Annotated in this window: 24 protein-coding genes, 1 other RNA gene and 2 pseudogenes; 12 read left to right on the top strand and 15 right to left on the bottom strand. The window is 70.6% G+C overall.

Features of this window, described 5'->3' with window-relative positions; translation table 11 throughout:
- Nucleotides 1-26: 26 nt before the first annotated feature.
- Together ACZ69Q_RS19470 and ACZ69Q_RS19475 are read left to right on the top strand one after the other, a co-directional pair.
- Entirely contained in the window at nucleotides 27-1,103 is a 1,077-nt protein-coding gene (locus ACZ69Q_RS19470; RefSeq protein ID WP_471043215.1) for a Zn-dependent alcohol dehydrogenase, read from the top strand.
- 32 nt (nucleotides 1,104-1,135) lie between these two features.
- A complete protein-coding gene (locus ACZ69Q_RS19475) occupies nucleotides 1,136-2,074 on the top strand; it encodes a 3-oxoacyl-ACP reductase (protein ID WP_471043216.1) in 939 nt (312 codons plus the stop codon).
- A gap of 54 nt (nucleotides 2,075-2,128) precedes the next feature.
- Here ACZ69Q_RS19475 and ACZ69Q_RS19480 read toward each other — a convergent pair whose 3' ends face one another.
- Both ACZ69Q_RS19480 and ACZ69Q_RS19485 read right to left on the bottom strand, forming a co-directional pair.
- The gene (locus ACZ69Q_RS19480) at nucleotides 2,129-2,293 is read right to left on the bottom strand and encodes a hypothetical protein (protein ID WP_471043218.1); all 165 of its coding nucleotides are present in this window, start codon (nucleotides 2,291-2,293) and stop codon (nucleotides 2,129-2,131) included.
- A 95-nt stretch (nucleotides 2,294-2,388) separates the two neighbouring features.
- On the bottom strand, nucleotides 2,389-3,591 hold the full coding sequence (locus ACZ69Q_RS19485) for a hypothetical protein (RefSeq protein ID WP_471043220.1): 1,203 nt from the start codon (nucleotides 3,589-3,591) through the stop codon (nucleotides 2,389-2,391).
- 220 nt (nucleotides 3,592-3,811) lie between these two features.
- Here ACZ69Q_RS19485 and ACZ69Q_RS19490 point away from each other — a divergent pair, with 220 nt between their 5' ends.
- The 3 genes from ACZ69Q_RS19490 to ACZ69Q_RS19500 are packed head-to-tail and all read left to right on the top strand — an operon-like array spanning nucleotide 3,812 to nucleotide 6,755.
- Entirely contained in the window at nucleotides 3,812-4,669 is an 858-nt protein-coding gene (locus ACZ69Q_RS19490; RefSeq protein ID WP_471043223.1) for a Nif3-like dinuclear metal center hexameric protein, read from the top strand.
- Complete coding sequence (locus ACZ69Q_RS19495; RefSeq protein ID WP_471043719.1) at nucleotides 4,666-5,409, top strand: zinc ribbon domain-containing protein; 744 nt, start codon at nucleotides 4,666-4,668, stop codon at nucleotides 5,407-5,409. The genes ACZ69Q_RS19490 and ACZ69Q_RS19495 overlap by 4 nt, the downstream gene beginning before the upstream one ends.
- 11 nt (nucleotides 5,410-5,420) lie before the next feature.
- Nucleotides 5,421-6,755, top strand: a complete 1,335-nt coding sequence (locus ACZ69Q_RS19500; protein ID WP_471043225.1) for a bifunctional RNase H/acid phosphatase — start codon at nucleotides 5,421-5,423, stop codon at nucleotides 6,753-6,755.
- Here ACZ69Q_RS19500 and eda read toward each other — a convergent pair.
- Nucleotides 6,738-7,370: a bifunctional 4-hydroxy-2-oxoglutarate aldolase/2-dehydro-3-deoxy-phosphogluconate aldolase gene (eda, locus tag ACZ69Q_RS19505; protein ID WP_471043227.1), complete on the bottom strand. Its 633-nt coding sequence runs from the start codon at nucleotides 7,368-7,370 to the stop codon at nucleotides 6,738-6,740. The genes ACZ69Q_RS19500 and eda overlap by 18 nt on opposite strands.
- Before the next feature lie 79 nt (nucleotides 7,371-7,449).
- A complete protein-coding gene (gene yaaA, locus ACZ69Q_RS19510) occupies nucleotides 7,450-8,232 on the bottom strand; it encodes a peroxide stress protein YaaA (RefSeq protein WP_471043229.1) in 783 nt (260 codons plus the stop codon).
- Between the two features lie 73 nt (nucleotides 8,233-8,305).
- Here yaaA and ACZ69Q_RS19515 point away from each other — a divergent pair, with 73 nt between their 5' ends.
- On the top strand, nucleotides 8,306-9,808 hold the full coding sequence (locus ACZ69Q_RS19515; RefSeq protein WP_471043232.1) for an RNB domain-containing ribonuclease: 1,503 nt from the start codon (nucleotides 8,306-8,308) through the stop codon (nucleotides 9,806-9,808).
- On the opposite strand, the gene ACZ69Q_RS19520 is transcribed toward ACZ69Q_RS19515, so the two are convergent.
- On the bottom strand, nucleotides 9,750-10,352 hold the full coding sequence (locus tag ACZ69Q_RS19520) for a hypothetical protein (RefSeq protein WP_471043721.1): 603 nt from the start codon (nucleotides 10,350-10,352) through the stop codon (nucleotides 9,750-9,752). The genes ACZ69Q_RS19515 and ACZ69Q_RS19520 overlap by 59 nt on opposite strands.
- Nucleotides 10,352-11,116, bottom strand: coding sequence for a MerR family transcriptional regulator (locus tag ACZ69Q_RS19525; protein WP_471043233.1), 765 nt, complete (start codon nucleotides 11,114-11,116; stop codon nucleotides 10,352-10,354). The genes ACZ69Q_RS19520 and ACZ69Q_RS19525 overlap by 1 nt, the downstream gene beginning before the upstream one ends.
- A gap of 163 nt (nucleotides 11,117-11,279) precedes the next feature.
- Here ACZ69Q_RS19525 and ACZ69Q_RS19530 point away from each other — a divergent pair, with 163 nt between their 5' ends.
- From ACZ69Q_RS19530 to rnpB, 4 genes and pseudogenes are all read left to right on the top strand, one after another.
- Entirely contained in the window at nucleotides 11,280-11,858 is a 579-nt protein-coding gene (locus tag ACZ69Q_RS19530; protein ID WP_471043235.1) for a Uma2 family endonuclease, read from the top strand.
- A gap of 44 nt (nucleotides 11,859-11,902) precedes the next feature.
- Nucleotides 11,903-12,727, top strand: coding sequence for an AraC family ligand binding domain-containing protein (locus tag ACZ69Q_RS19535; protein WP_471043237.1), 825 nt, complete (start codon nucleotides 11,903-11,905; stop codon nucleotides 12,725-12,727).
- Between the two features lie 19 nt (nucleotides 12,728-12,746).
- Nucleotides 12,747-13,589, top strand: a pseudogene (locus ACZ69Q_RS19540) (DMT family transporter); the annotation flags it as partial.
- Nucleotides 13,590-13,755: 166 nt separating this feature from the next.
- Nucleotides 13,756-14,159: RNase P RNA component class A (rnpB, locus tag ACZ69Q_RS19545), an RNA gene on the top strand.
- A 392-nt stretch (nucleotides 14,160-14,551) separates the two neighbouring features.
- On the opposite strand, the pseudogene ACZ69Q_RS19550 reads toward rnpB, so the two are convergent.
- The 3 genes and pseudogenes from ACZ69Q_RS19550 to ACZ69Q_RS19560 all read right to left on the bottom strand — a co-directional run.
- Nucleotides 14,552-14,846: pseudogene (locus ACZ69Q_RS19550) on the bottom strand (DNA/RNA helicase domain-containing protein); the annotation flags it as partial.
- Nucleotides 14,831-15,088 carry a hypothetical protein gene (locus ACZ69Q_RS19555; protein ID WP_471043747.1) on the bottom strand — a complete coding sequence of 86 codons (258 nt, stop codon included), beginning with the start codon at nucleotides 15,086-15,088 and terminating at the stop codon, nucleotides 14,831-14,833. The pseudogene ACZ69Q_RS19550 and the gene ACZ69Q_RS19555, both read right to left, overlap by 16 nt.
- A gap of 100 nt (nucleotides 15,089-15,188) precedes the next feature.
- Nucleotides 15,189-16,136: a DNA/RNA helicase domain-containing protein gene (locus ACZ69Q_RS19560; protein WP_471043239.1), complete on the bottom strand. Its 948-nt coding sequence runs from the start codon at nucleotides 16,134-16,136 to the stop codon at nucleotides 15,189-15,191.
- 205 nt (nucleotides 16,137-16,341) lie between these two features.
- On the opposite strand from ACZ69Q_RS19560, the gene ACZ69Q_RS19565 reads away from it, so the two are divergent.
- Together ACZ69Q_RS19565 and ACZ69Q_RS19570 are read left to right on the top strand one after the other, a co-directional pair.
- Nucleotides 16,342-17,532: an amidase domain-containing protein gene (locus tag ACZ69Q_RS19565; RefSeq protein ID WP_471043241.1), complete on the top strand. Its 1,191-nt coding sequence runs from the start codon at nucleotides 16,342-16,344 to the stop codon at nucleotides 17,530-17,532.
- 43 nt (nucleotides 17,533-17,575) lie between these two features.
- Nucleotides 17,576-18,058, top strand: coding sequence for a hypothetical protein (locus tag ACZ69Q_RS19570; RefSeq protein ID WP_471043244.1), 483 nt, complete (start codon nucleotides 17,576-17,578; stop codon nucleotides 18,056-18,058).
- Between the two features lie 754 nt (nucleotides 18,059-18,812).
- On the opposite strand, the gene ACZ69Q_RS19575 is transcribed toward ACZ69Q_RS19570, so the two are convergent.
- The 6 genes from ACZ69Q_RS19575 to ACZ69Q_RS19600 form a co-directional block, all read right to left on the bottom strand.
- Complete coding sequence (locus tag ACZ69Q_RS19575) at nucleotides 18,813-19,715, bottom strand: replication-relaxation family protein (protein ID WP_471043247.1); 903 nt, start codon at nucleotides 19,713-19,715, stop codon at nucleotides 18,813-18,815.
- 679 nt (nucleotides 19,716-20,394) lie between these two features.
- Nucleotides 20,395-21,126 (bottom strand): hypothetical protein, encoded by a 732-nt coding sequence (locus ACZ69Q_RS19580; RefSeq protein WP_471043249.1) that lies wholly within the window; start codon nucleotides 21,124-21,126, stop codon nucleotides 20,395-20,397.
- Nucleotides 21,127-21,170: 44 nt separating this feature from the next.
- Nucleotides 21,171-21,686 carry a hypothetical protein gene (locus tag ACZ69Q_RS19585; RefSeq protein WP_471043251.1) on the bottom strand — a complete coding sequence of 172 codons (516 nt, stop codon included), beginning with the start codon at nucleotides 21,684-21,686 and terminating at the stop codon, nucleotides 21,171-21,173.
- On the bottom strand, nucleotides 21,659-22,936 hold the full coding sequence (locus ACZ69Q_RS19590; protein WP_471043254.1) for an MCE family protein: 1,278 nt from the start codon (nucleotides 22,934-22,936) through the stop codon (nucleotides 21,659-21,661). The genes ACZ69Q_RS19585 and ACZ69Q_RS19590 overlap by 28 nt, the downstream gene beginning before the upstream one ends.
- The gene (locus tag ACZ69Q_RS19595) at nucleotides 22,933-24,255 is read right to left on the bottom strand and encodes an MCE family protein (protein ID WP_471043256.1); all 1,323 of its coding nucleotides are present in this window, start codon (nucleotides 24,253-24,255) and stop codon (nucleotides 22,933-22,935) included. Before ACZ69Q_RS19595 ends, ACZ69Q_RS19590 begins: the two co-directional genes overlap by 4 nt.
- Nucleotides 24,252-25,355, bottom strand: a complete 1,104-nt coding sequence (locus ACZ69Q_RS19600) for an MCE family protein (RefSeq protein ID WP_471043724.1) — start codon at nucleotides 25,353-25,355, stop codon at nucleotides 24,252-24,254. The genes ACZ69Q_RS19595 and ACZ69Q_RS19600 overlap by 4 nt, the downstream gene beginning before the upstream one ends.
- Nucleotides 25,356-25,379: the final 24 nt, after the last annotated feature.

The following is a 25,379-nucleotide window of genomic DNA, read 5'->3' on the forward strand; positions in this document are numbered from 1 at the left end:
CGTACGCCCTTGAGGGGAGCCGCACCATGCGCGCAGCCGTACTGCACGAGATCGGCCAGGACAAGCTGGAGGTCCTCGACGACGTCGAGGCGGTGGGCTTTGGCCCCGGGAAGGTCAGGGTCCGGGTGCGGGCCACCGGGCTCTGTCACTCCGACCTGTCCGCGATGAACGGCGTCCTGCCCCAGCCCGCGCCCTTCGTCCCCGGGCACGAGGGCGCCGGGGAGATCCTCGACGTGGGGGAGGGCGTACGGAACCTGAAGCCGGGCGACCGGGTCGTGCTGTGCTGGCTGCCCGCCTGCGGCGCGTGTCCCGCGTGCAAGCGCGGCCAGACCGAGCTGTGCCTGGCCGGGTTCATGAACGCCGGCACCCCCAACTTCAAGCGCCCCGGCGGTGACCTGTTCGGCTTCGCCGGAACCGGCACCTTCACCGAGGAGGTCGTGGTCGACGCGGGCTGCGCGGTGCCGATCCCCGACGACGTGCCCTTCGACATCGCGGCCCTGATCGGCTGCGGCGTCACCACCGGACTCGGCGCGGCCCTCAACACCGCCGATCTGGAGGCCGGTTCGTCGGTCGCCGTCATCGGCTGCGGGGGCGTGGGCATCTCGGCGATCCAGGGTGCAAGGCTCAGGGGCGCCGCCGAGATCGTCGCCGTCGACCCGGTCGCCTCCCGCCGCGAGGCCGCGCTCAGGTTCGGCGCCACCAAGGCGATCTCCCCGGACGAGCTCGCCGGCGCCAAGCAGCAGGTCACCGCGGGCGAGGGCTTCGACTACGTCTTCGAGGTCGTCGGCAGGTCCGCCACCGCCCGCACGGCCTACGAGAACACCCGGCGCGGCGGCACCCTCGTCGTCGTGGGCGCCGGCGCCATGGACGACTTCCTCCAGCTCAACATGTTCGAGCTGTTCTTCGACGAGAAGCGCATCCTGCCGTCCATGTACGGCGGCGGCGACGTGCTGCGCTCCTACGAGCGGACGATCGCGCTCTGGCGCGCGGGCCGTATCGACCTGGACGGCCTGATCACCCACCGGGTGCCCCTGGCCGAGATAAACGAGGCCCTGGACCAGATGCGCACGGGCACCGCGCTGCGCACCTGCATCGAGATCTGAAACCGACCCCCACCGGCTGCGAAGGGACGAGGATGTCACTGCCACTGGAGGGCCTCGCCGCGATCGTCACCGGTGCCGGGCGCGGCCTCGGCCGGGCCGAGGCGCTGGAGCTGGCCCGGCTCGGCGCCGCCGTCGTCGTCAACGACTACGGACAGCCCGGCCGGGACGGATCGGGCCAGGCGTCCGCCGGACCCGCCGAGGAGGTCGCCGCCGAGATCCGCGCGGCGGGCGGCAAGGCCCTCGCGCACACCGGGGACGTCGCCGACTTCCAGCAGGCCAGAGAGCTGGTGGAGTCGGCGATTGCCGAGTTCGGCCAACTGGACATCCTCGTCAACAACGCGGGCATCCTGCGCGACCGGATGGTCTTCTCCATGGCGGAGGGGGAGTGGGACTCGGTGATCCGGGTCCACCTCAAGGGGCACTTCAACACCATCCGGTTCGCCGCCGCGCACTGGCGCGAACGGTCCAAGGCGGTGGGAGGGCCGGTGTACGGGCGGATCGTGAACACCTCCTCGGAGGCGTTCCTCGCCGGGTCCGCCGGGCAGCCCAACTACGCGGCGGCCAAGGGCGGCATCGTCGGCCTGACCACCTCCACCGCCCTCGCGCTCGCCAAGTACGGCGTCACCGCCAACGCCATCTGCCCCCGCGCCCGCACCCGTATGACCGAGGACGTCTTCGCGGGCCTCGAACAGCCCGAGGACGGACTCGACCCGCTGGCCCCCGAGCATGTCGCCCCGCTCGTCGGCTACTTGGCGTCCCCGGCCGCCGCCCGCGTCAACGGGCAGCTCCTCGTCGTGCACGGCGGCATGGTCGCGGTCGTCGAACGGCCGCGGGTGGCCGCCAAGTTCGACAGCAAGCAGGAAGCCTTCACCTACGACGAGCTCGACGCCCTGCTGACCTCGCACTACGCACAGCGGCCGACGGGGGAGACGTTCGCGGCGGCGGAAGTCCTCGGGCTGAAGAGGGCGTAGGCACGCGAACGGCCCCGCCCCTCGTGATGGGGGCGGGGCCGAGCGGTGTCAGCGTCAGGCCGCCGTCTCGCTCTCCTCGGCCGGCTTGCGGTGACGGCCGCGGGGGGCCGCCTCGCTGTCCTGTGCCGAGAACTGACCACGGTGCCTGCCGTGACCCGAGACCTTCTGAACGTCGTGAACGTCGGCCGGCCCCGGCTGGGTCGTGCTGGCGTTGCTCATCGGAAAACTCACCCCGTCAACATGATCTTTCTTACAGCCGGGCGAGTTTAACCGGCCGACCATGGGCCGAATCCAGGCGCCCACGCCAACCGGCACTACTTCGTTACAAGACCCCCCAACGGGGCCTGCTGCAAGGGAACGGGGCGCGGCGTGACGGGAGCCGGAGGGTCCGTTTCCGCGGCCGTGGAAACGGTCGATGCCGCCTCCGCCGCCGATCCCTCCTCCGTCGCTTCTCCCCAGGGCACCTCCACCCGAGCCACCCCGCACGGCACCTCTCCCGTGGCATACGGCAGTTGCAGCACCCCGTCCCGTGTCCACAGGCCCGCACCCGCCAACCAGCCCTCGGGCGCCGCGAGATGACGTACCTGCCGCTCGGCGGGCCGCCACACCCCGACCCAGCTCCCGACCGGCCCGTCGATGCGCAGCGCCACCCCGCAGCGCTCCGGCGTCAGCACCTGCCCGGGCTGGATCGCGAACGGCGTCACCACGCACTCCGGCATCCGCAGGCACTCCGGGAAGCGCACCGGCAAAGTGCTGCCCAGCACCCCCCAGCCCAACCGTTCCTGCCCGGGCGAGGGCGCGTCCGAGCGGATCAGCAGCAGGCCGCTGTCCGGGTCGGCGAGCAGCACCCGGTCGTCGCTGTCGGCCGCGATCTGCAACAGCGGCGACACCTTGCCGCCCCGCCCCAGATCGACCACCACTGCCTTGGTGCGGCCCCCCGACTCCCGGTCGAGGGCCAGCATCCGCCCCTCCCGGTCCAGCCACACCCCGCCCGAGCAGCGCCCCGGGATCCGGGCGAGGGGCTCCGGCCCGAAGGCTCCGCCCGCCACCAGCCACACCGTGCTGGAGTCCCGGCCCACCGCGAGGGCGTACGCCTTGTCGCCGCCCGGCGCCGGGGGCAGCATCCGCAGCCGGGTCCCCTCCTGCGGGCACTGCACCGCGCCCAGCGGCAGCTCGCCCGTGCCGGGCCCCGTCGGATACAGCAGCGAGAAGACGTGCCGCCCGTCGGTCGGGCGGCGGATGAGAACCCGCCCGTCGCCCATCGGCTGCACCTCGGTGCCGGGCTCCTCCGGCTGGTGGGCGGGCAGCGGCACGGCGTAGGGCTCGGGGCCGTCCAGCGTCCAGCGCTCCGGGAACCAGCAGTCGCCGTCCAGGGCGAGACGGGCGGCGTAGGAACCGTCCGCGGTGATGGTGCACTCCGTACGAGGCGCGTCGCCGCCCTCGTGCTCCGCCACGGGCGGTGGGGATCCCTCCTCCTCGAACGAAGTCGAGAGCTCGGGGGACGCACTGGCCGTCATGGTCCGGTCACCTCCGGTAACGACGCTAGTTTTCGCACGCACAGGCGTGGGACCGGGCCGTTCCCCTTCACACAAAGGGGTGGCAGAGGAACGATTCGCCTGAGGAAACAGGGGTGGATGTGCTGAGCGGAGCGGCTCGTGCGCACGGGTGGCGGGCGGGGCGGGCGAGCGGCTCCGGCACCGGTACATCCGCGGGGACCAGCCAGGTAGCCTTGCCCTCGTGCCCCGTCTGTCTGAAGTCATCGCCGCGCTGGAGAACCTGTGGCCCGCCGAGCGGGCCGAGTCCTGGGACGCGGTCGGCACCGTCGTGGGCGACCCCGACCTGGAGGTCTCCCGGGTCCTGTTCGCCGTCGACCCGGTCCAGGAGATCGTGGACGAGGCGGTGAAGCTGGACGCCGACCTGCTGGTCACCCACCACCCGCTCTACCTCCGCGGTACGACGACGGTCGCGGCGACGCACTTCAAGGGCCGCGCCGTGCACACCCTGATCAAGAACGACATCGCCCTGCACGTCGCGCACACCAACGCCGACACCGCCGACCCCGGAGTCAGCGACGCGCTGGCCGGCGCACTGGACCTGCGGGTCGTGGGCCCGCTGGTGCCGGACCCGACGGATCCTTCCGGGCGCCGCGGCCTCGGCCGGATCTGCGAGCTCGACCACCCGCTGACCGTCCGCGAACTCGCCGCCCGCGCCGCCGAACGGCTGCCCGCCACCGCGCAGGGCATCCGCGTGGCCGGCGACCCCGAGGCGACGGTCCGTACGATCGCCGTCAGCGGCGGCTCCGGCGACAGCCTCTTCGACCAGGTGCGGGCCGCCGGCGTCGACGCCTTCCTCACCTCGGACCTGCGCCACCACCCGGTTTCCGAGGCCCGCGCCCACAGTCCTCTCGCGCTGCTCGACGCGGCGCACTGGGCCACCGAATGGCCCTGGTGCGAGCTGGCCGCCGCCCAGCTCGACGAGATCTCCGACCGCAACGGATGGGACCTGCGCGTCCACGTCTCCGACACGGTCACCGACCCCTGGACCGCCCACGCGGCGTCCAACCCGCCCACTCGAACCACGGGAGCCCCCAACTGAACGCCGCGCCGGCCGACCAGATCCGACTCCTCGACGTCCAGGCCCTCGACGTCCGCCTGCAGCAGCTCGCGCACCGGCGGAGGTCGCTGCCCGAGCACGCCGAGATCGAGTCGCTGACCAAGGACCACACCCAGTTGCGCGACCTGCTCGTGGCCGCGCAGACCGAGGAGAGCGACACCGCCCGCGACCAGACCAAGGCCGAGCAGGACGTGGACCAGGTGCGCCAGCGCGCCGCCCGCGACCAGCAGCGCCTGGACTCCGGCGCCGTCACCTCGCCGAAGGACCTGGAGAACCTCCAGCACGAGATCACCTCCCTCGCCAAGCGGCAGGGCGACCTGGAGGACATCGTCCTGGAGGTCATGGAGCGCCGGGAGTCCGCGCAGGAGCGGGTCGCCGAGCTGACCGAGCGGGTCGGTGCGGTCCAGGGCAAGGTCGACGACGCGATCGCCCGCCGGGACGCCGCCTTCGAGGAGATCGACGGCGAGGTGGCCACGGTCACCAAGGAGCGCGAGGTCATGGCGGCGTCCGTCCCCGCTGACCTGCTCAAGCTCTACGACAAGCTGCGCCAGCAGCAGGGCGGCATCGGCGCGGCCAAGCTGTACCAGCGCACCTGCCAGGGCTGCCGCCAGGAGCTGGCCATCACCGAGCTGAGCGAGGTCCGCGCCGCGGCGCCCGACACGGTGCTGCGCTGCGAGAACTGCCGCCGGATCCTGGTGCGTACGGCCGAGTCCGGACTCTAGGAGCCTGCGCCGTGCGGGAGTTCATCGTCGAGGCCGACGGCGGGTCGCGGGGCAACCCGGGGCCCGCGGGCTATGGCGCGGTCGTGATCGACGCGGCCACGGGCCAGACGCTGGCCGAGGCGGCCGAGTACATCGGCGTCGCCACCAACAACGTCGCCGAGTACCGGGGCCTGGTCGCCGGCCTGCGCGCCGCGCACGAACTCGACCCCACGGCCACGGTCCACGTCCGCATGGACTCCAAGCTGGTCATCGAGCAGATGTCGGGCCGCTGGAAGATCAAGCACCCCGACATGAAGCCGCTGGCCTTCGAGGCGTCGAAGATCTACCCGGCCCCTCAGGTGACGTACGAGTGGATCCCCCGGGAGCAGAACAAGCACGCGGACCGGCTGGCCAACGAGGCCATGGACGCCGGGAAGCGGGGGGAGCAGTGGTCGGCTTCGGCTTCTACGGCGGAGCTGGAGGCGGCTGACGCCAAGGCGGCGCGGGCCGCGGCCGAGCCCGAGCCGTCCGGCCCGCCCGGAGACGCTGCTGCGGGTGCGGCTCGGGCGCGTGCGGCGCTGTCGGAGGGGCGGGCTGCTGACGCTTCTGCTTCCGCCGGTTCTTCTTCCCGCCGCGGAGCGGCGGAGGGTTCGGGCGGCGGAGCCGTCAGGGCTGAGGCCGATGTCAGGGCCGCGCGGAGCGTGGCCGCGCCGGCTTCCGGGTGGGGGCCCGCCGACATGGGGGCGCCTGCCACGTTCGTGCTGCTGCGGCACGGAGAGACGCCCCTGACGCCCCAGAAGCGGTTCTCGGGGAGCGGCGGTACCGATCCGTCGCTGTCCGACGTAGGCCGGGACCAGGCCGAGCGGGTCGGTGCCGCACTCGCCCGGCGCGGCACCATCCAGGCCGTCGTGGCGTCGCCGCTCGCCCGAACCCGGGAGACCGCGGGCATCGTCGCAGCCCACCTCGGCCTGGATGTGAGCGTCGACGACGGGCTGCGCGAGACGGACTTCGGTGCCTGGGAGGGCCTCACCTTCGGCGAGGTCCGCGAGCGCTACGCCGACGACCTCAACGCCTGGCTCGCCGACCCCGAGGCCCGTCCCACCGGCGACGGCGAGAGCTTCGCGGCGACCGCCACCCGGATCGCCGCCACCCGCGACAAACTGGTCGCGGCGTACGCGGGCCGCACGGTCCTCCTCGTCAGCCACGTCACGCCGATCAAGACGTTCGTACGCCTCGCCCTGGGTGCCCCGCCCGAGTCCCTGTTCCGCATGGAACTCTCCGCGGCGTCCCTCTCGGCGGTCGCGTACTACGCCGACGGCAACGCCAGCGTCCGCCTCTTCAACGACACCTCACACCTGCGCGGGTGAGCCGCCGAGCGCTGCCGCCTCGCGCGCCAGCGCCTCGACCCGCTGCCAGTCCCGCGCCGCCACCGCGTCCGCGGGAAGCATCCAACTGCCGCCCACACAGCCGACGTTGGGCAGCGCGAGATAGTCGGGTGCCGTCGCCGGACCGATCCCGCCCGTGGGGCAGAACCGGGCCTGCGGCAGCGGTCCGTTCAGCGAGTTGAGATAGGCCGTGCCGCCCGCCGCCTCGGCCGGGAAGAACTTCATCTCCCGCACCCCGCGCTCCAGCAGCGCCACCACCTCGGACGTGGTCGACACCCCCGGCAGATACGGCACCCCGGACGCCCGCATGGCCTCCAGCAGCAGGTCCGTCCAGCCGGGGCTCACCAGAAAACGCGCCCCCGCCGCGACCGCCCGCGTCACCTGCTCCGGCGTGATCACCGTGCCCGCGCCGACCACCGCGTCCGGCACCGCGGCCGTGATGGCCCCGATCGCCTCCAGCGCGGCCGGCGTCCGCAAGGTCACCTCGATCGCGGGCAGCCCGCCCGCGACCAGCGCCCGGGCCAGCGGTACGGCGTCGGAGGGGTCGTCTGCCACGACCACGGGGACGACGGGCGCGAGATCCAGGACTGAGGTCATGGCGTCATCCTGCCCATGAGACGCATCCTGCGCAAAGCTTGTTGCGCAGGATGCAATGAGCCGGCGTCGGCGGTCGCCGCTAGTGGATCTCCGCCACCAGCACGTCCAGCGTCCACGCCTTTCCGGCCCTGGCCGGCGCCTCCACCTCGACCTCGTACCCGAGGTCCCGCAGCGCCTCCACCAGTTCCGCCGGGCCCTGGGGCGCGGCACCCGCGGTCAGCAGGCTCCGTACGATCCGCCCCTTGGTCGCCTTGTTGAAGTGGCTGACGACCTTCCGTGTCGGCGCGTGCAGCACCCGTACCGACGCCGTCCGCCCGGCCACCTCGCCCTTCGGCTTCCACGCCGCCGCGTACGCCGACGACCGCAGGTCCAGCACCAGCCCGTCCCCGGCCGCCTCCGGCAGCACGTCCGCCATCGGGGCCCGCCAGTGCGCGCCGAGCGCGCCGAGGCCGGGCAGCTTCACGCCCATCGAGCAGCGGTAGGAGGGGATGCGGTCGTTGACGCGCACCGCACCCCACAGCCCCGAGAAGACGAGCAGCGAGCGAGCCGCCCGCTTCTTGGCGGCGGCGTCAAGGGACGCCAGATCCAGGGCGTCGTACAGCACCCCGGTGTAGATCTCCCCGGCCGGCCGCGCGCCCGCCGTCGGCAGCCCGGCGTTCTTCGCGACCTCGCCCCGCAGGCCCTCGCTCAGCCCGAGCACGTCCCGCGCCTTGTCCTCGTCACCGGCGCACAGCTCGACCAGCTCGCGCAGCACCGCCTCCCGGGCCTCGCCCAGCCCCGGCAGGGACAGCGACTCCAGCTTCAGCGGCGCACCACGACCGGACGAGGCCTTGCCTTCGGACGGCGGCAACAGGACAAGCACACGTACTCCCTCACTCGAACTCCGCCACAGCGTACGGCGTGCCACCCGGCGACCCTCGCCCTACGCTCGACACATGCCCCGCCGCCACATCCGCGTGACCGGCGCCCCCGAGGCCCCCCTCCGGGCCGCCCTCACCGCCCTGCGCACCGAGCTCGGCGTCGCCGGGAGCTTCCCGCCCGACGTCCTGACAGAGGCCGAGCAGGCCGCGAAGGCGCCGGCCCTCCCTTCGCACGACGCCACCGACATCCCCTTCCTCACCATCGATCCCCCCGCCCGTCGCCCACCACCACCCTTCCAACGAGTCGCTTCGCGACCACCTCTTGATTCCACCGACCTCGACCAGGCGATGCACCTCTCCCGGCGGGGCACCGGCTACCGCGTCCGGTACGCCATCGCCGACGTCGCCGCCTTCGTCGTACCGTCGGGCGCGCTGGACCGTGCGGCACACCGCCGGGTGACCACCCTCTACTTCCCGGACCTGCGGATCCCGCTGTACCCCGAGTCGCTGAGCGAGGGCGCGGCCAGCCTGCTGCCGGATCAGGACCGGCCCGCCGTGCTGTGGACGGTCGACCTCGACGCGGACGGCCGTACGGTCGCCGTCGACGTCCGCCGGGCCCTGGTGCGCAGCCGGGTCAAGCTGGACTACGCCGGCGTGCAGAAGGAGATCGACGCGGGGACCGCCGAAGAGCCGCTGGCGCTGCTGCGGGAGATCGGTCTGCTGCGGGAGAAGCTGGAGGTAGAGCGGGGCGGGATCTCGCTCAGCGTGCCCGAGCAGGAGATCGTGGAGCGCGACCACACCTACGAGCTCGCCTACCGTGCCCCGCTGCCCGCCGACGGCTGGAACTCCCAGATCTCCCTGCTGACCGGCATGGCCGCCGCCGACCTGATGTTGTCCCTCGGCACCGGCATCCTGCGCACCCTCCCTGCCGCCCCCGACGGCGCGGTGGGCCGGCTGCGCCACACCGCGCACGCCCTGCACATCGACTGGCCGCACCACGTGTCGTACGCCGAACTCGTCCGCTCGCTCGACCCGCACCGCCCGCACCACGCGGCCTTCCTCCAGGAGTGCACGACCTTGCTGCGCGGCGCCGGCTACACGGTGTTCCGGGACGGCGCCCTGCCGGCCATCACCACCCACTCCGCAGTGGCCGCCCCCTACGCCCACTGCACGGCCCCGCTGCGCCGCCTCGCCGACCGGTACGCGTCCGAGATCTGCCTGGCGGCCACCGCCGACCGACCGGTGCCCGAGTGGGTGGCGGCCGCCCTCGACGCGCTGCCGGCCCGGATGGCCGAGGGCAGCCGGCGCGCGGGCACGGTCGAGCGGGAGTGCCTGGACGTCGTGGAGGCGGCGCTGCTGAAGGACCGGGTGGGCGAGGTGTTCGACGGCTGTGTGGTGGAGGTCGAGGAGCGCCGACCCGCCGTCGGGACCGTGCAGTTGGAGTCCCCGGCGGTCATCGGCCGGATCGAGAACACGGACGGGGAGCCCTTGCCGCTCGGGGAGCGGATCGGGGTCCGGCTCACCCAGTCGGATCCGGGAGCGGCGAAGGTGCGCTTCGAGCCCGTGCGATCTCCTTGACGAGGCTGTCGGCGTCGTCGGCGTGGAAGCGCACGAGACGGATCTCCTGACGGCGTCCGAGGAAGGTGAAGTGGGCGACGGGCCCGGTGAGTTCGAGCGTCACGGTGGTCTGCGAGCCGATGGCGAGGTTCAGTTCGCCCTCGGCCCGCTCATGGGTGGTGCGCAGCTCGCGGCGGGCCCGGGCGATCTGCTCCAGCGGTATGCGCAGATCGACGTGCGCGGCACGCCGGACGCGCAGGACGTGGTCGTCGAGGACATGCGGTCGTACGACGGAGGCGGCGTGCATCCCGACGACGAGCACAAGGGTGTACACGTCCACCGTGAACCACGCCCGCTGCACGGCCGGGTGGTTCCGCAGCAGCACGGACATCATGATCGACTCGATCACGATCACGAACCCGAATCCCAGCAGCATCGTGCCCTGCCCACGCGAGTACCCGAAGCCGGTGCCGGTACCGAGCCCGTTCGGGCGCCGGGCCACCCACAGCCCGATACTCGCCAGGAGCCGCAGCTCGTGCCGGACGAGGACGAGCACGGTCCGCATCACGGCCCGTCTCCTTCCGTTTCGGTGAGGATGCGCAAGGTACGGCGGATGGCCTCCGCCTGGGCCGGTGCGAAGTCGGCGTAGAAGGCGCGCAGGAAGCTGCTGTCGGGGTCGACGTCCAGCTTCTCGGGCAGCAGGTCGGGGGCGAGGCAGTCGACCAGGGCGCGGGCCGCGTCGTCCACGCGCGGGTCGGCGGGGTCGGCGTCGGCGAGGTCGTCGAGCAGCGCGTAGGCCGCGAGGACCTGCTCCTTGGCGCCCGGCCGGGTGAACGCCTTCTCGAACGCGCCCACGAGCTGGTCCCGGCCCTCGGCGCCGGCCGTGGTCTCGATCAGCGCGAGCATCTCCCGGTCCTTGGCGGCCATGGGCGAGTCGGAGACCTGCCCCATGTCCCGGAAGAGCGCCGCGAGCTGGGGCGACACGGGCCCCTCGGCGGTCACCGCGCCCTCCGTCTCCAGCAGCGTCCGCAGCCGCGCCCGCCGCTCCCGGATCGCGTCCTCCTGCCGGGCAAGATCCTCATCCAGCTCGCTGAGCACCTCGACAAGATCCTTCCCGGCGTCCTCGGCGAGCACGTCCCGCACCTCCGCAAGCCCCAGCCCAAGCTCCGTCAGCCGCCGGATCCGCGCCAGCATGACGGCATGCCGCAGCGTGTACTCCCGATACCCGTTCGGCCGCCGCTCCGGCTCCGGCAGCAGCCCCTGATGGTGGTAGTGCCGCACGGTCCGCGTGGTGACACCGACCGCGGCGGCGAGTTCTCCGATCCGCATGGGACCAGTAGAGACGTTGACGTTGCGGCAGGGTCAAGCGCCGGCTTGCCTGCCTGACGATCGTCCGGCCCGTGTGCCACGATCGAGGGAACGGTTTCCGATCTCTCGGACAGGTGATCTTCCGATGTCCCAGTCTGACGGGCGACAGAAGGAGGGGCGTGACATGACTGCCATGGCCCACGAGCCGCTCACGCAGGAAGAGGTCCTGCTGGAGGGCTTTCTCGCCCTGGACACGCCGGAGGGTTTCCGGGCCGAGTTGATCGAGGGGGAGATCGTCGTGACGCCGCCGCCGGACGGGGATCACGAGAAGTACATCAGCCGGATCGTGAGGCAGGTGATCAAGCGATCCAAGACGGACATGGACTTCTCCGGGAACAAGGGACTGACGGTGAAGAGTGCGGTGGCCTGGCCGATGGACCACGTGATCCCGGATGTCACCTTCGCACCCGTCGATGCGGACTTGTTCGGCGGCGCCAATTCCTGGATGCCCTGCGAAGGCGTCGTCATGGTCCTGGAGGTGACATCGACCAAGCCGAAGGCCGACCGTGAGGCCAAACGTCGTTGCTACGCCCGCGGTGGCATCCCCTTCTACCTGCTGGCCGACCGGGACACCTCCCAGGTGACCCTCTTCAGCGAGCCCGAGGATGGCGACTACCGACAGCACTGCACACGCCCCTTCGGTAAATCGCTCGCCCTCCCGGAACCGTTCGCCTTCGACCTGGAGACGGCGGACTTTCTCTGACGCTCCTGGCGTTGCACCTTCCGGGAGTGGCCGGGAGGTGCGACGTGGGTGAACAGGCGCTGTGGACCAGAGCGCGGCTGGGCCGGGACGGGCCCCCGCTCGACCTGCTCACCGCCCGCTTCGACCTGCACGTCTACGCCCCGCACGCCCATGACGAGTTCACCATCGGCGTCTGCGTCGGGGGCAGCGAGATCATCGACTACCGGGGCGGCCACATCCGTCCTGGCCTGGGCTCCATCGTCGTACTGGCACCGGGCGAGATGCACACCGGCGGCCCCGGCGAGTCCGGCGGCTACGCCTACCGCGCCCTGTACGCCGAGCCGTCGCTGCTGACCGACGGCACCCTGGGCACCGGCACCCCGCACTTCCACGAGCCCCTCCTCGACGACCCCCAGCTCTCCAACGCCCTGCGCCTGACCCACGCCGAACTCGCCGCCTGCCCCGACCCCCTGGAGGCCGAGTCCCGCATCCCGTGGCTGATGACGGCCCTCACCCGCCGCCACTCCACCGCGCGGGCGACGACGGACACGGTCGCGGGCGCCGACCACATAGCCAGGGCGGTCCGTGACCGCCTCGCCGACGAGCTCACGGCCCCACCCTCCCTGGCATCCCTCGCCACCGACCTCGGCCTGTCCCGCTACCAGCTCCTGCGCGCCTTCCGTACGACGATGGGGATACCGCCGTACGCCTGGCTGGCCCAGCACCGGGTGACCCGAGCCCGCGGTCTGCTGGAGACCGGCCTGCGCCCGGCCGAGGTCGCCGGCCTGGTCGGCTTCGCGGACCAGGCGCACCTCACGCGCTGGTTCCGCCGGGTGCTCGGGGTGACCCCGGCCGCGTACCGCAACAGCGTTCAAGACAGCGGACGGTGAGGGGGCCGAAACTCGCCGCATGACTGCACGCGGCTGGTTCCTGTTCGCCCTGATGAGCGTGATCTGGGGCGTCCCCTATCTGATGATCAAGGTGGCGGTGGACGAGGTCTCCCCGTCCATGGTGGTGTTCACGCGCTGTGCGCTGGCCGCAGCCCTCCTGCTCCCCTTCGCGCTCCGCCAGGGCGGCCTGCCCCGGACGATACGGACGCACTGGCGCCCCCTGCTGGCCTTCGCGTGCATAGAGATCATCGGCCCCTGGTGGACCCTGACGGACGCCGAACGTCACCTGTCCAGCTCGACGGCGGGCCTGCTGATCGCGGGCGTACCGATAGTCGGGGTCGTCCTGTCCCGCTTCTTCGGCGCCACGGAACACCTCGGCGTCCGCCGCCTGACCGGCCTGGTCCTGGGCCTGGCCGGCGTCGCGACCCTCACGGTCCCGCACCTGACGGGCGGCGACGCCCGCTCCCTCGCCGAGGTCCTGCTGACGGTCCTCGGCTACGCGACGGCCCCCCTCATCGCCGCCCGCTACCTCAAGGACATCCCGTCCCTCCACCTCACCGCGGCCTGCCTGACCCTCGCGGCCCTGGTCTACGCTCCCGCGGCGGCCCTTACCCGCCCCGCAGCGATGCCCTCGGCCGAGGCCCTGACGGCCCTCGCCGCCCTGGGCGTGCTCTGCACGGCGGTCGCCTTCGTGGCCTTCCTGGAGCTGATCAAGGAGGTGGGCCCGACCCGGGCGACGGTCTTCACGTACGTCAACCCGGCGGTCGCGGTGGCGGCGGGCGCCGTCTTCCTGGACGAGAGCCTCACGGCGGGGGTCGCGGTGGCGTTCGCGCTGATCCTGGCGGGCTCGGTGCTGGCGACGGGCGGGAGGTCCGTAAAGGCGGGTGGCCCGGGCAGGGGGGATGCTGCCGGCTCTGGCGAGGGAGAGGCTGCCGGTCCGGGCGTGGGGGATGCTGCCGGTCCGGGCGTGGGGGAGACCGGCGGACCGGGGAAGGGCACTCGCCCGGTACCATGGTCGACACGGCAGACGAGCCGGGCGGACGGCCGCGTGGAGTCCCCTTAGGGGCTTCCCGAGGAACGTCCGGGCTCCACAGGGCAGGGTGGTGGCTAACGGCCACCCGGGGTGACCCGCGGGACAGTGCCACAGAAAGCAGACCGCCGGGGACCTCGGTCCTCGGTAAGGGTGAAACGGTGGTGTAAGAGACCACCAGTGCCCAGGGTGACCTGGGCAGCTAGGTAAACCCCACCTGGAGCAAGGTCAAAAGGAGCGCCGTAAAACGCGCTCTGCGGGGACGTTCGAGGGCTGCCCGCCCGAGTCCCCGGGTAGACCGCACGAGGCCGGTGGCAACACCGGCCCTAGATGGATGGCCGTCTCCCCGGCCGCCGCGAGGCGACCGGGCGACAGAACCCGGCGTACAGCCCGACTCGTCTGCCATCGAGGGCCTGAACTGGGATGTTTCCCTAGTCAGGGACTTTCCCGTGTCGAGGCACTTCCCGCTTCTAACTGGGAGTTCCTGCGAGTTCCCGTGAAGGTCCGACCTGCCGTCCGGCGCGATCGTGGGCCGCTCCAACGTCGAGAAGACCTACGACCCGATGCTGCGCTGCGTGGACGGCAAGCAGTGCATGGACGTGACCCCGACCGGCGTGCCAGCCGCCACGGGCCGCGCAAGCCCGCCGTGCTCGGCGCCACCACCGCCCTGCTTCCGCTGTCGGAGGAGGCTGGCATCCGATACGCACGGTGCAGTCAGGGCGTGGTCAGCGCGAGCGACTCGAACCGCACTCGATGACGCGGACTGCGGGAACCCGTGGTCCGCAGATACATCTTCACGCGAGGGCAGGCACAGGTGTCGAAGGAGCCACGAGTTCCCGCAGCTTCCTACGGGTCTCGGCGTCGGTCGAGTAGATCACTGTTCCGACCATGCCACGGGTCAGCAGGACCTTGTAGGTGTTCAGGATCAAACGGTCCACATCTCCATCGGGTGTGGACTTCTTGAACACGGGGTCCTTGGACGCCGTGCGGTCGACCCTGGGCGGTGTAGACACAGCCGACCTGGCCGAATCCGGCCGGATCTGTGGCCCAAAGAGCTGCCGGCGGCGCACCGTTCACAGCATGCCGGCCAGCACCGCGTCCGCTCGCTTGCTGGTGAGCGGGAGCGAGTACTCGACCAGCACCTCCACCTGGCCGAGACCGGCATCGACCAGGGCCCGCCCAAGCGCGGGTAGCGAGCGCTCCCACGAGCGAGCCTCGGACAGGCTGGGTTTGTAACCGTGGAGGTGCACGAACCGCTCGGTGAGGTGCAGGAACAACGAACCGTCAAGGGCCCGAGCGGTGATCGCTTCTGCGGACTCGCGAAACAGCAAGGAACGCCCCCAGGCAGCACGAAGTAACTCGTGCGGGTGGGGGCATGTCCTTCGAGACCCCACCGGAGTGGAGCGGAAGCCCGTCGGGCCGCAATGACGATTAGTCGAACTCTATCGCGAGCTGCTGCGCGATGGTCTGCTCCACCTTGGTGACCTGCGGCGGAAGCTTCTTCTTCGCGGGCTTGGCCAACGGGGAGTCCGCGACCGTGCCGGAGATCAGTTCCCGGAGAGCGTGGCGTGTGTCCGTGTCCTCGGCGTAGATGACAATGCCTTTGCGGGCACGGGTGAGCAGCACGTGGTAGGCGTGTCTCACCAGGCGGTCCACTTGCTCGTCGCTCACCTTTGCCTGCTTGAGCTTGCCGTCGTGGGTCTTCGTCCGGTCCACTCTGAACCGTCCGTCCTGCCAGACGAGGTTCTGGCCGATGATGACGCCGCTCCAGTCGAACTCGAAGTTCTGCGCCGTGAAGATGCAGCCGATCTGCCCGAAGCCGCGTGGATCGGTAGCCCACTGACTTGTCTCGGGTACGTCGTCGAGGAGCACCCCGTCCTTCGCGTTCCATGGGCGATGCCAGTCTCCGATGCGCACTTCGAGGAGGAGTTCGCCGTTGCTGGGTTTCTTCCATTCCCAGCAGAACCCGGCAGTCATCCGCGCCTGTGCGTTGTCCTTGCGGATACGTTCCTCGAGAAAGGTCTCCATCTCCTCGGGGCTCTCCGCCAGACGAACGTCGATACGGCCGTCAGGTACCCACGGGGGCGCGGTTGTCGGGTTGAGACTCAGCAGCTTCGTCACCCAGTCGCGGAACGCGACGCTGCCCTCGGCTCGGAACATCCCGGGCAGTTCGAAGACTTCATAGTCGCACCCGCGCGCCTCGGCCCGTTCGATGAGATAGGACACCGAGCCGACTTCGTCCGGGCGAAGTGACTGCCAGTCGTCGAGCAGCTGTGCGTCGAGCGGCCGCCCCTCCTGGCTCCTGTGCCACCGCAGGGCTTGTGCCCGTAGAGGGCGCGGACAGGCTGGCCAGCGCCACCGTCCCGCCGGCTGCTGCACCGAGGGCGACAACAATCACGGTCGCGGAGCGCAGAAACAGGTACCTGACCAAGTCGGTCTGCTGACTCTGGCACAAGCAGCCCCTTCCCCGATCAGGAATCGGACATTCCGAGATCTGGAATGCGCCAGTAGGAACGCGATGTTCGAATGGGCCCTCTTGATCTGCGGGCTGACCCGACCAGTCAGCCGTGATCAAGGGGGTTTCATGCGCATTGCGCATCACAGACGTGTCCTCGTCGGAGCCGCGGCCTCAGCCACAGCCGCGATGCTTGTGCTCACCGGCACCCCGGCGGACGCCCAGCCTGCCTCTTCGGCAGTGGCTTCGTCGGCGAACGCCGACTCCACCGCTCTCACCCAGCTCGCCGAAGGCTACCTGCAGCAGCGGGCCGACATGCTGACGACGACTCGTCCGACGGCCAGAGCCGCGACCGCCCGCGTCCGGGCCACGCGCTCCATGACCGCGCAGGTACAGGATGATCTCGCCGCACTGGTGGAGAAGGGCAAGCGGTACAAGGAAGTCGACGGCGGCTACACGAAGGCGCAGGTCGATGTGGAGGTGACTGACACCTCCGTCACCGGCCAGTCGGCAACGCTTCAGCTCATCGAGCGCACCCGCCTCCACCTTCCGTTCACGCCGCAGGAGGTCGCGGACGGCGCTCCGGAATACGAGGAAGTGTCCGTTCCGCACACCGTGAAGTTCACCCAAGGCTCCGACGGTGCCTGGCTGCTTTCGTCCGACAAGGCCGACACGAAGGGAGGCCCGACGCCGACCACGCAGGTGTCCGACGTGGACGCCGTTGACGGCGCCGATGACGGGGGCGGTAAGGCGGAAGAGGACGAGGGAAGCAAGGACGCCGCGTCTGGCACCGCTCCGCTTCCCGACAGCAGCGACGACTCCGGCGACAAGCGGGAGGTCAGGGGCTACGGCTACGGAAAGATGGTGGCCTACGCGGACAAGTACTGGGACCACCACAACAGCGCCTGGCGCACGTACGGCACCGACTGCACCAACTTCATCTCCCAGGCGATGCATGCCGGCGGCTGGGGCCCCAAGGGCGGCGCGATCATCCAGCGGCCCAGCAACAAGTACTGGTTCTACGGACCGACGACGTGGACCACCAGCTACACCTGGGCGGCTGCGGAGAACTGGTACTGGTTCGCGAAGAAGCACTCGAAGCGGACCAAGATCCTCGACAACGTGTGGAAGATGGCCAAGTCGGACGTCCTCCAGGCCGACTGGGGCCGCGACAACAACATCGACCACACGATGATCGTCACGAAGAAGTACCGGGGCACCCCCTACCTGACGTACCACACCAGCGACACCCACAACAAAAGCCTGAAGAAGCTCCTCTCGGACCATCCGCGTGCCTGGTGGTACGCGCACCGCACCTGACAGGCTGCTGATCCCCCTCACAGGAACCACATAGGAGTGCGCTGTGGAGCGTCGACATCTTCTGGCTGTGCCGGCCGCTCTGGCCGCTCTTGCCTTCGCATCCGGCTGCTCGTCCGGTGATGACGAGGCCAAGTCCTCAAGCCCCTCGACCCCCTCGGCCTCGGCATCGTCCGACGGGGCCCGCGAGGCCGTCGTGGCGTACGTGAACGCCCTGAACTCCCGCAGCGCCGACGGACTGATCGAAGTCGGGGGCGTGAAGGACGAGAAGTGGTCCAGGCACGAGGCCGAGCAGATCCTCGCGGACAAGGGCGGGCGGGGGTGGAAGATCAAGGACGTGCAGGTCGAGCACGACATGGGCCCGGACACCGGCTCGGCCCGCCTGATGGCCGAGGACAAGGCAGGAAAGCCCATGCGGGACACCTTCACCGTGACGCGGGAGAAGGGCGCCTGGCACCTCGTTGTCTTCACACAGCAGCCTGCGGAGTCCGGTAAGGAATCCGCGTCCACCGACAAGCCGAGTTCCTGACAGAGCTGTTGGGGCGGCTCGCACCCGTGACCCGGGTGCCAGCCGCCCCAGCCGGTAGGTTCCGCCAGGCGAAAGTCCTCGAAAGCACTGGTCAGAGAAGGGTTCCGCTCTTCATGGGTCCACGGTGTCGTGGTCGCGACCCAGTCGCGATCACCGGGGAGGTCCCTGCCGTGGCGCCGATTCTGTTCACCGCTGTGCTGTTGCTGCCGTTCGTCACGGCTTACGCAGGTCATAGCGCTGCGGTGGCACTCCCCGGCGTATAGCCCGACTCTTCTGCCGCTCTCTGCGGGTTTCACTCGGCACGGCCTCTGACCTGCCCTCGGAAACTCCTCCCGACCTTTCGGGGGCTTGCCGAGTCGGGAGTCCGCCTCAGACACAACGGCAAGTCCCTGAAGTTTCCCAGGAGCAGAGTCGGCGGCGATGCTGCAGGCCCTCCGTGCGTTGCGCCGACTCCCCGTCGAGGCTGCACGCAGTGGGCATCCGTTCCGCGCTCGGCGCGCAGGCACTCCTGCGCAATCTGCCGGTGGTCGGTGCGCGTGCACAGTCTTTGAGCTGGCTCCGCAATCTCTGATTGGCCCACGGCCACTGACCGCGTAACCGTTCACGAGCACTGTGCATCCGCTGCGCAGTCGATGCGCAGTGCTCCTGCGCACCGCTGTGACCTGCTGTGGTCGGCCTTTCGTATCTGTGGTCGGACCCCATGGTCGGGCTCTGCGCAGCCCTCGCGAGCGGACGGTGCGCGCCGGCAGGATGACTACAAGGGTGGTGACTGGCTCCATGCGACCGGGATGGCAGGGTCTTGGACTGGATGCCAGACCGGTGAGGAAGGTCCGTTGTTGCGCAGGTCTGTCAGCGATGCCGCGAGGACGGGAACGTAGCGCAGGAAGCCGACCGCCGCCGGTTCCCTCGCAGCTGCACTGAGGGCGCGGATGCGCGTGGTGATGCCGGCGGGGCCGGTGCCGTCCAGGACGAACAGGACGCGAGGGAAGAGCGGATAGTGGCGTCGCCATGTCTCCTGCACCGGGTCCTGCGCGATGGTCGGTCCGCGGCGCGTAACGGGTGTGGGGGTGTACCGGTGGAGGCGAGCGTAGGTGCCGATTTTTGCGGACAGGCGTTCCGGGCCCATGGTGGCCCGGTCGACCTCGATGAATGCCCGCAGCATTGCCCCGTCCTCGCCGTCGGCGGGACCGCGGCGGTAGTACATGAGGGCGTCGGGTATGACGGCCTCGCCGCCCCCGAGGGAGTGGTAAACCTCCGGAATCCAGTCCAGTGGGCGGCACAAGTCGCCACTTCGGCGCGCGTCTTCGAGGAAGGCGAGCGCGGTCTCGGTCACCGTCAACGTGTGTCCCACCCGCAGCCTCGCGGCTGTCGGATCGGACAGCGTTTTCGGTGATCGTCGCCCGCGCGGCTCCGGCCACTCGGAGGCGATCTGCGTGCCGTACGAAGTGGGAAACCATACGCGCAGCCGTCCGGCCCGGGGCAGGGTGATGCGGTCGACCAGTCCCTCATCGCGTAGCTTGGCCATCCTCCGCCGCGTCTGCTCGATCCGCACCCCCGGCGCGATCACCCGGTGCATCTGCTCGGTCGTGGCCATCCGGTACTGAGTCAGCACCGCCAGCGCCAGGCGATCCCCACCGCCTGCATCCGCGTCCCTCATCGTCGGCCTCCCCTTCGTGCGCAGGGGGCGCCGCCGTACCCGGCGCCCCGCGTACGACCAGAGCAGCAGCCGACCCCGACCACACGTGCGACCACAAAACCCCGACCACGGTCACGATGCGGCAACACCCCCTGCCGACCAGACTGTTAACCCCGCCGACATTCCCACCCACACTCCCCCTGGCAGCCGTCAGCGCCCCGTGGGCTATGGGCGGCATATTTGCAGGTCACCACGTACGTATCCGTGTGGTCGTCAGCCCGACATCCCCCTCTGCACACCCCGCGCTCGCCCCGAACCAGAAGAAAGCAGGTGACAGGGGACGGCGGGCGAACGGGCGGGTGCGTGCCGCCGGGGGATCGGGGCGCCGTTCACGCTGTTGCACGCCACGGGCGCCGGCGCGCTCGCGCGTCGAACCCCGCGCCGGCCAGCAACACCACCCACTACAGGCGTCCGGGTGGCAGGCACCATGGAGGCCTTGGGACATCGCCGTGCACGAGGAGGTGGCACTCGACCTGCTCCTGGTGGATGTCCGCTGACACTCATTGGGGAGGGAGCATGTCCGGACGAAGTTGCAGGGCGGCGGCCTGGGTTCGCTGTTACGACTGCCGTCCGGTGAGCATCAGGTCCCGGTCCGTCTCTTAGCAACACCCGCACGTAAACGACGTGCACCCCGCACACGTCACAGCGCGTCGACCCCGCTCACCTTCCACCCCCCGTCCGTGTGGGCCATCGTCATCCGCACCCGGTTCAGATCCACCCGAGCCCCCGAGACCTGCGTGCTCTCGGTGACCTGGTTGATGAAGAGGAGCACCACGACCTTGTCCGGGGAAGCCGACACGACGGATGCGGCCGGGGTTCCGGTGGCGGGGGCGGTGATCGTTGCTTTCACGACGCCGCGGTACTTCTTGGCCGTCGGGCCGACCACGGTCTTCGTGGTCTTGCCGTACTCGGCGCGGAAGTCTCCGGTCAGGTGGGTGCGGGCCCTCGCGAAGTCCTCGTCCAGGTGGCGGTAGTCGTAGGACAGGACGACCGGTGCGGCCCTCTGCGCGGCAGTGAGTGCCTGGGTCCGGGCGTTCGCCGTCTGGCGTCCGTCCCAGTACTGCCAGCCAAGTATGGCGGTCGCCACCAGGGCGGCCACCAGAAGGACGCCGAGCACCGCGGTGAGCAGGCGGCGTCCACGGGGGTGTCCCTCGTCCCCTGCCGGCGCGTCCTCCTCGAAGGACTCCAGCGACGGCTCCGGCGGGTCCTCCCAGCCGTTCTTCGGGGCCTCGATGAGTACGGTGCGGCCGGCGACGGCGACGGAGGTCTCCGGCGCCGGTGCGCGGTGGCCGCGCTCCGCTCGCTTGGCCGCGGCACGGGCGGCCGCCGTCATGGTGCGCCGGGTGCCGGTGTTCGGGGTCGTCTTCGGCATGGTCGTACTCCTCTGTGGTGCTTGTCAGCCGATCTGCGGTGCTGTCAGCCGACGAACTCGACGTCGGACGTCAGCCAGCGCCCGTCCCGGTGCACCAGGTCCAGTTGCAGGCGATACGTGCGCGCCTCTCCCTGGGGCGCAGCCGTGTTCGTCACCTTGCTGTCGGCGACCACCAGAACGCGGGCCGCGTTCTCGGTGGAGCGGACGATGCCCGCCTCCAGGACCTGGCCCTCCGAGACGGACTTGTTCGCCGCTACGAGCCGCGTCAGTTGCTGCGTCTGTGCTGCGAACTGCTTCCTGAAGTCGCCCGTCGCGCCTGCCAGGACGTTCGCGCTGTCGCGGTCGTAGTGCCGGTAGTCGAGGGAAGTGAAGTTCAGCGCCGACTGACGGGCCGCGGCCAGGATGTCCTGGCGGCGCTGGTCCGCTTCGCGCTGCGCGTGCAGGCCGAGGGCCAGCCAACTCGTGAGTGCGGTTGCCAGGACCGTCGCGGCGACGAGTCCTGCCGTCACCGCCCTGGAACTCCGCAGGTTCTTCATGCCATCGGGCCGACGAGCAGCCATTGCCACGACTCCTTTCCGAACACGGCCTGCTGGCCGCCCTTCGAGCCGATCTCGACGGCCCTTCCGTCCGGGCCGGTGGTGGTACCGGTCTCCGGGTCGTACGGGGTGACGTAGGCCGCCTGGTTGGCGCCGCCGTACGCGGCCGACGCGCCAGGGGCGTTCTGTGCGCCCCGTACGGACGACTCGCTGCCCCGCGGGAGCGTGCAGCGGGCCTTGGTGTTCGCCTCGCGTGTGCTGGTGTCGGCAGGGTCGCGGCGTGCCGTGCCGTAACCCTGCGTGCAGGCCGGCGGGTCGTCGGCGTTCACCACCAGGCCGAAGTGGGTGGTGCCGTCGCCGGGGATGACCGTGTAGCTGCCCGCCACCATCACCGGGAAGGTGACCAGGGCCTGCTCCACGCCGGGCAGTCGCGCCAGCGTCACCTGGCCGCCGCTGATCAGGTTCGCCAGGAGCACCGACAGTTCCGGGCCGGCCGCCTTCAGCAGCGAGTTCACCTCCTGCGCCGCCGGTCTGGCGTTGCCGATCAGCTTGCGCAGGTCGCCGTCGCTCTCCTTCAACTGAGCCGTGAGCGCCGCCAGATCGCTCGCGAACGACTTGATCGACGAGCCCTGGTCGGCCTGTGTCTTCAGTACCTTCCGTGAGTCCTCGATGAGTGCGATCGTCTCCGGCAGCGCCTCCGATGCCGACTCGATCAGCACGTTGCCCGAGTCCACCAGCCGGCTCAGGTTCGGGCCCGTACCCGCGAACGCCTTTCCCAACTCGTCGACCGTGACCCGTAGATCCTTCCGCCCCACCGAGTTCACCAGGCGGTCCAGGCTGAGGACCAGGTCCGTCGTCGGCAGCGGTACGCGTGTGCTCTCGCGCGGGATCGTGCTGCCGTCCAGCAGATAGGGGCCGTCGGACGTGCGGGGCTGCAGGTCCACGTACTGCTCGCCCACCGCCGAACGGTTCGCCACCACGGCGAATGTGTTCGCCGGGATGCGCGGTGCCCCGTCCTCGATGTCCAGGGCGACCGAGACGCCGTCGGCGCCCGTCAGGTGCAGCGCGCCCACCCTGCCCACCGGCACCCCGCGATACGTCACCTCGGCGCCGGGGAAGATTCCCCCGGACTCGGCGAAGTCCGCCCGGACCGTGTAGCCGCGGTCCAGGACCTCGTCCACGAGCCCGGTGTACTCGGCTCCGACGTACGACACCCCTACGGCGGTGATGGTGGCGAAGGCGAGCAACTGGGCCTTGACCGTGCGTGTGATCACGGCTGGACTCCCTTCAGCATCAGCTCGGCCAGTTCCAGGTCGATCCCCTTCGGCCAGTCGCCCCCGGTGCCGTAGCCGCCGTAATCGCTGTAGCTGCTGGTGCACACCGGCGGGCACAGCGGGTCGCCACCGCCGCCGGAAGGGGCCGAGGGGGACGACGGCACGGCCGGTGTGCTCGGGAGCGCGGTGGGTGTCGGGACGGTCGGCAGGCTCGGGAGATCCGGTACGTCCGGGAGGTCCGGGGTCTTCGGGAGCTCGGGTCCCTGGGGTTCCCCGCCGCCACCGCGGCTGCCGCCCGGCTTCTCCGTCAAGTTGCCGTAGATCCCGGCCAGGTCGAGGTCGGCCGTGATGTGGAGGTTGACGTAGTCACCCTTGATGGCGTCCACCGCGTTGCGGGGGAACGGATAAGTCGTCAGCAGCTCGAGTGAGTTGGGCAGGTCGTCGCCCGCCTTGTTGAGCTGTTGCAGGATCGGGCGCAGATGTCTCAGGTTCGCGACCGCGTCGTCGTGCGACGCGTTGACCACCCTGGTGCCCGTCCTGCCGAGCTTCGACAACGACGTGAGCATGCGCGTCAGGTCTCGCCGCTGGTCGGCCAGGACCTTCAGGGCCGGCGGCATCGCGTCCACGGCCTCGGCGATGGTCCTCTTCTCCTTGCCGAGGCGCTTGGCGAGTCGGTCCACGGCCTTCAGCGCCCGGACGATGTCCTGCTTCTGCTCGTCCAGGCCGCCCAGGAACACATCCAGCTCCTTCAGCAGGGACCCGACCCGGTTCTCCCGCCCCTCCAGAGCCTTGTTCAGTTCTACGGTGATCGTCTTGAGCTGCGCCACGCCACCGCCGTTGAGCAGGGCGGACAGGGCGGACAGCACCTCCTCGATCTCCGGGTTGCGGCCGCTGCGGGACAAGGGGATCGCGTCGCCGTCCTTGAGGCGTCCGACCGGGGTGGTGTCCGTCGGCTCGGACAGCGCCACGTACTTCTCGCCGAGCATGCTGGTCTGCCGCAGCTCCGCGATCGCGTTGGCGGGCAGCTCGACCGAGTCGGCGACCCGGAGGCGTACACGCGCGTGCCAGCCGTCCAGCTCCACCTTCTCCACAGCGCCCACGGTGACGTTGTTGACCTTCACCGCCGACTGCGGCACCAGGTCGAGGACGTCACGGAACTCGACGGTGACGTGGTACGCGTCGCCGTCCGAGGCCGCTCCGCCGGGCATCTGGACGTCGTACCAGCCGTTGAACTCGCAGCCGGAGAGGAGCAGCGAGCCGACGGCCGCCCACGCCGCCACCCCGCCCTTGCGCAGCACGCTCGCGCGCGGAACGCTCATGCGTCGGCCTCCAGGATTCCGCCGAGGGTGCGGTCGACCGTGCCGGTGACCGCCGGGCCCTGCGGGACCTCGGGCAGGGAGTCGAACAACTCCCGCAGCTCCCTGCAGTCCGGGTTCTTTCCGCCCTCGTCCCCGGTCGTCCTGAGCACCGAGCACAGCAGCGAAGCCGGGTCCTGCGCCTGATCGGCGTTGTTGCGGGTGTCGAGGGTGCCGGCCGCCGGGTTGTAGGCGTTGTTCAGGTTCGACATGCCGGTCGGGGCCACCTCCAAGAGTTCCTCCAGCGCGGCCCGTTGGGTGACGAGCACCCTGGTGACCTTGCTCAGACCCTCCACGTTCGCGGTCAGTGACTTCTTGTTCCTCTTCACGAAGCCGGACACGTCGCCCAGCGCCGTCCCGAGGTTCTTCAGCGCCGCCGCCAAGTCCTCGCGCTCGCCCGCCAGTTGTTCGGCGACCTTCGCGAGGCTGCTGTTGAACGACCGCACGCTCTTGTCGTCGGCCGCAAGCGCCGCCGTGAAGACCTGGAGGTTGCGGATCGTGCCGAACAGATCCGTGCGGCCGTCGGACAGGGTCGTGACCGCCTGCGAGAGGTCCTCGACCGTCTGGTTGAGGTTCTTGCCCTGGCCGTCGAGGTTGTCCGCGCCGACCCCCAGCAGCCGCGACAGGGAGCCGTCCTTGTTGGCACCCTCCGGGCCGAGCGCCTCCGCCGTGCTGTGCAGGCTGTCGAAGACGCGGTCCAGCTCCACGGGTACGGCCGTGCGCGACTCGGGGATCTCGTCCCCGTCCCGCAGCACCGGACCGCCCCGGTACACAGGCAGGAGCTGCACATAACGGTCGCTGACCACCGAGGAGTTGATGATCGCCGCCTGCGCCCCGGCCGGGACCTTACGGCCTGCGTCGTATTCCAGGTCGACCCGCACACGGTCGCCCTCCGGCGTGATCCTCCTGACCTCGCCGATCCGGACGCCCAGCACGCGGACGTCCGAGCCGGGGTAGATGCCGACCGTGCGCGGGAAGTACGCCGTGACGCGGACCGGCTCGGGGCGCGGCCACAGGACGTGGGCGAGCGCGGCGACGAGGGACAGTGCGGTGAGCAGGGCCAGAGGCCTTCTCACCCTGACAGGGAT

Source organism: Streptomyces sp. NPDC036764 (assembly GCF_055609385.1).

Coding starts and splice junctions, on each gene's coding strand:
- ACZ69Q_RS19480 (WP_471043218.1), bottom strand. CDS start 2,293: ATGAGCAACGCCAGCACGACCCAGCCGGGGCCGGCCGACGTTCACGAC.
- ACZ69Q_RS19585 (WP_471043251.1), bottom strand. CDS start 21,686: ATGGCTGCTCGTCGGCCCGATGGCATGAAGAACCTGCGGAGTTCCAGG.
- ACZ69Q_RS19520 (WP_471043721.1), bottom strand. CDS start 10,352: ATGCGGACCGTGCTCGTCCTCGTCCGGCACGAGCTGCGGCTCCTGGCG.
- ACZ69Q_RS19470 (WP_471043215.1), top strand. CDS start 27: ATGCGCGCAGCCGTACTGCACGAGATCGGCCAGGACAAGCTGGAGGTC.
- eda (WP_471043227.1), bottom strand. CDS start 7,370: ATGACCTCAGTCCTGGATCTCGCGCCCGTCGTCCCCGTGGTCGTGGCA.
- ACZ69Q_RS19565 (WP_471043241.1), top strand. CDS start 16,342: ATGCGCATTGCGCATCACAGACGTGTCCTCGTCGGAGCCGCGGCCTCA.
- ACZ69Q_RS19530 (WP_471043235.1), top strand. CDS start 11,280: ATGACTGCCATGGCCCACGAGCCGCTCACGCAGGAAGAGGTCCTGCTG.
- ACZ69Q_RS19580 (WP_471043249.1), bottom strand. CDS start 21,126: ATGCCGAAGACGACCCCGAACACCGGCACCCGGCGCACCATGACGGCG.
- ACZ69Q_RS19525 (WP_471043233.1), bottom strand. CDS start 11,116: ATGCGGATCGGAGAACTCGCCGCCGCGGTCGGTGTCACCACGCGGACC.
- ACZ69Q_RS19485 (WP_471043220.1), bottom strand. CDS start 3,591: ATGACGGCCAGTGCGTCCCCCGAGCTCTCGACTTCGTTCGAGGAGGAG.
- ACZ69Q_RS19595 (WP_471043256.1), bottom strand. CDS start 24,255: ATGAGCGTTCCGCGCGCGAGCGTGCTGCGCAAGGGCGGGGTGGCGGCG.
- ACZ69Q_RS19515 (WP_471043232.1), top strand. CDS start 8,306: ATGCCCCGCCGCCACATCCGCGTGACCGGCGCCCCCGAGGCCCCCCTC.
- ACZ69Q_RS19475 (WP_471043216.1), top strand. CDS start 1,136: ATGTCACTGCCACTGGAGGGCCTCGCCGCGATCGTCACCGGTGCCGGG.
- ACZ69Q_RS19575 (WP_471043247.1), bottom strand. CDS start 19,715: ATGAGGGACGCGGATGCAGGCGGTGGGGATCGCCTGGCGCTGGCGGTG.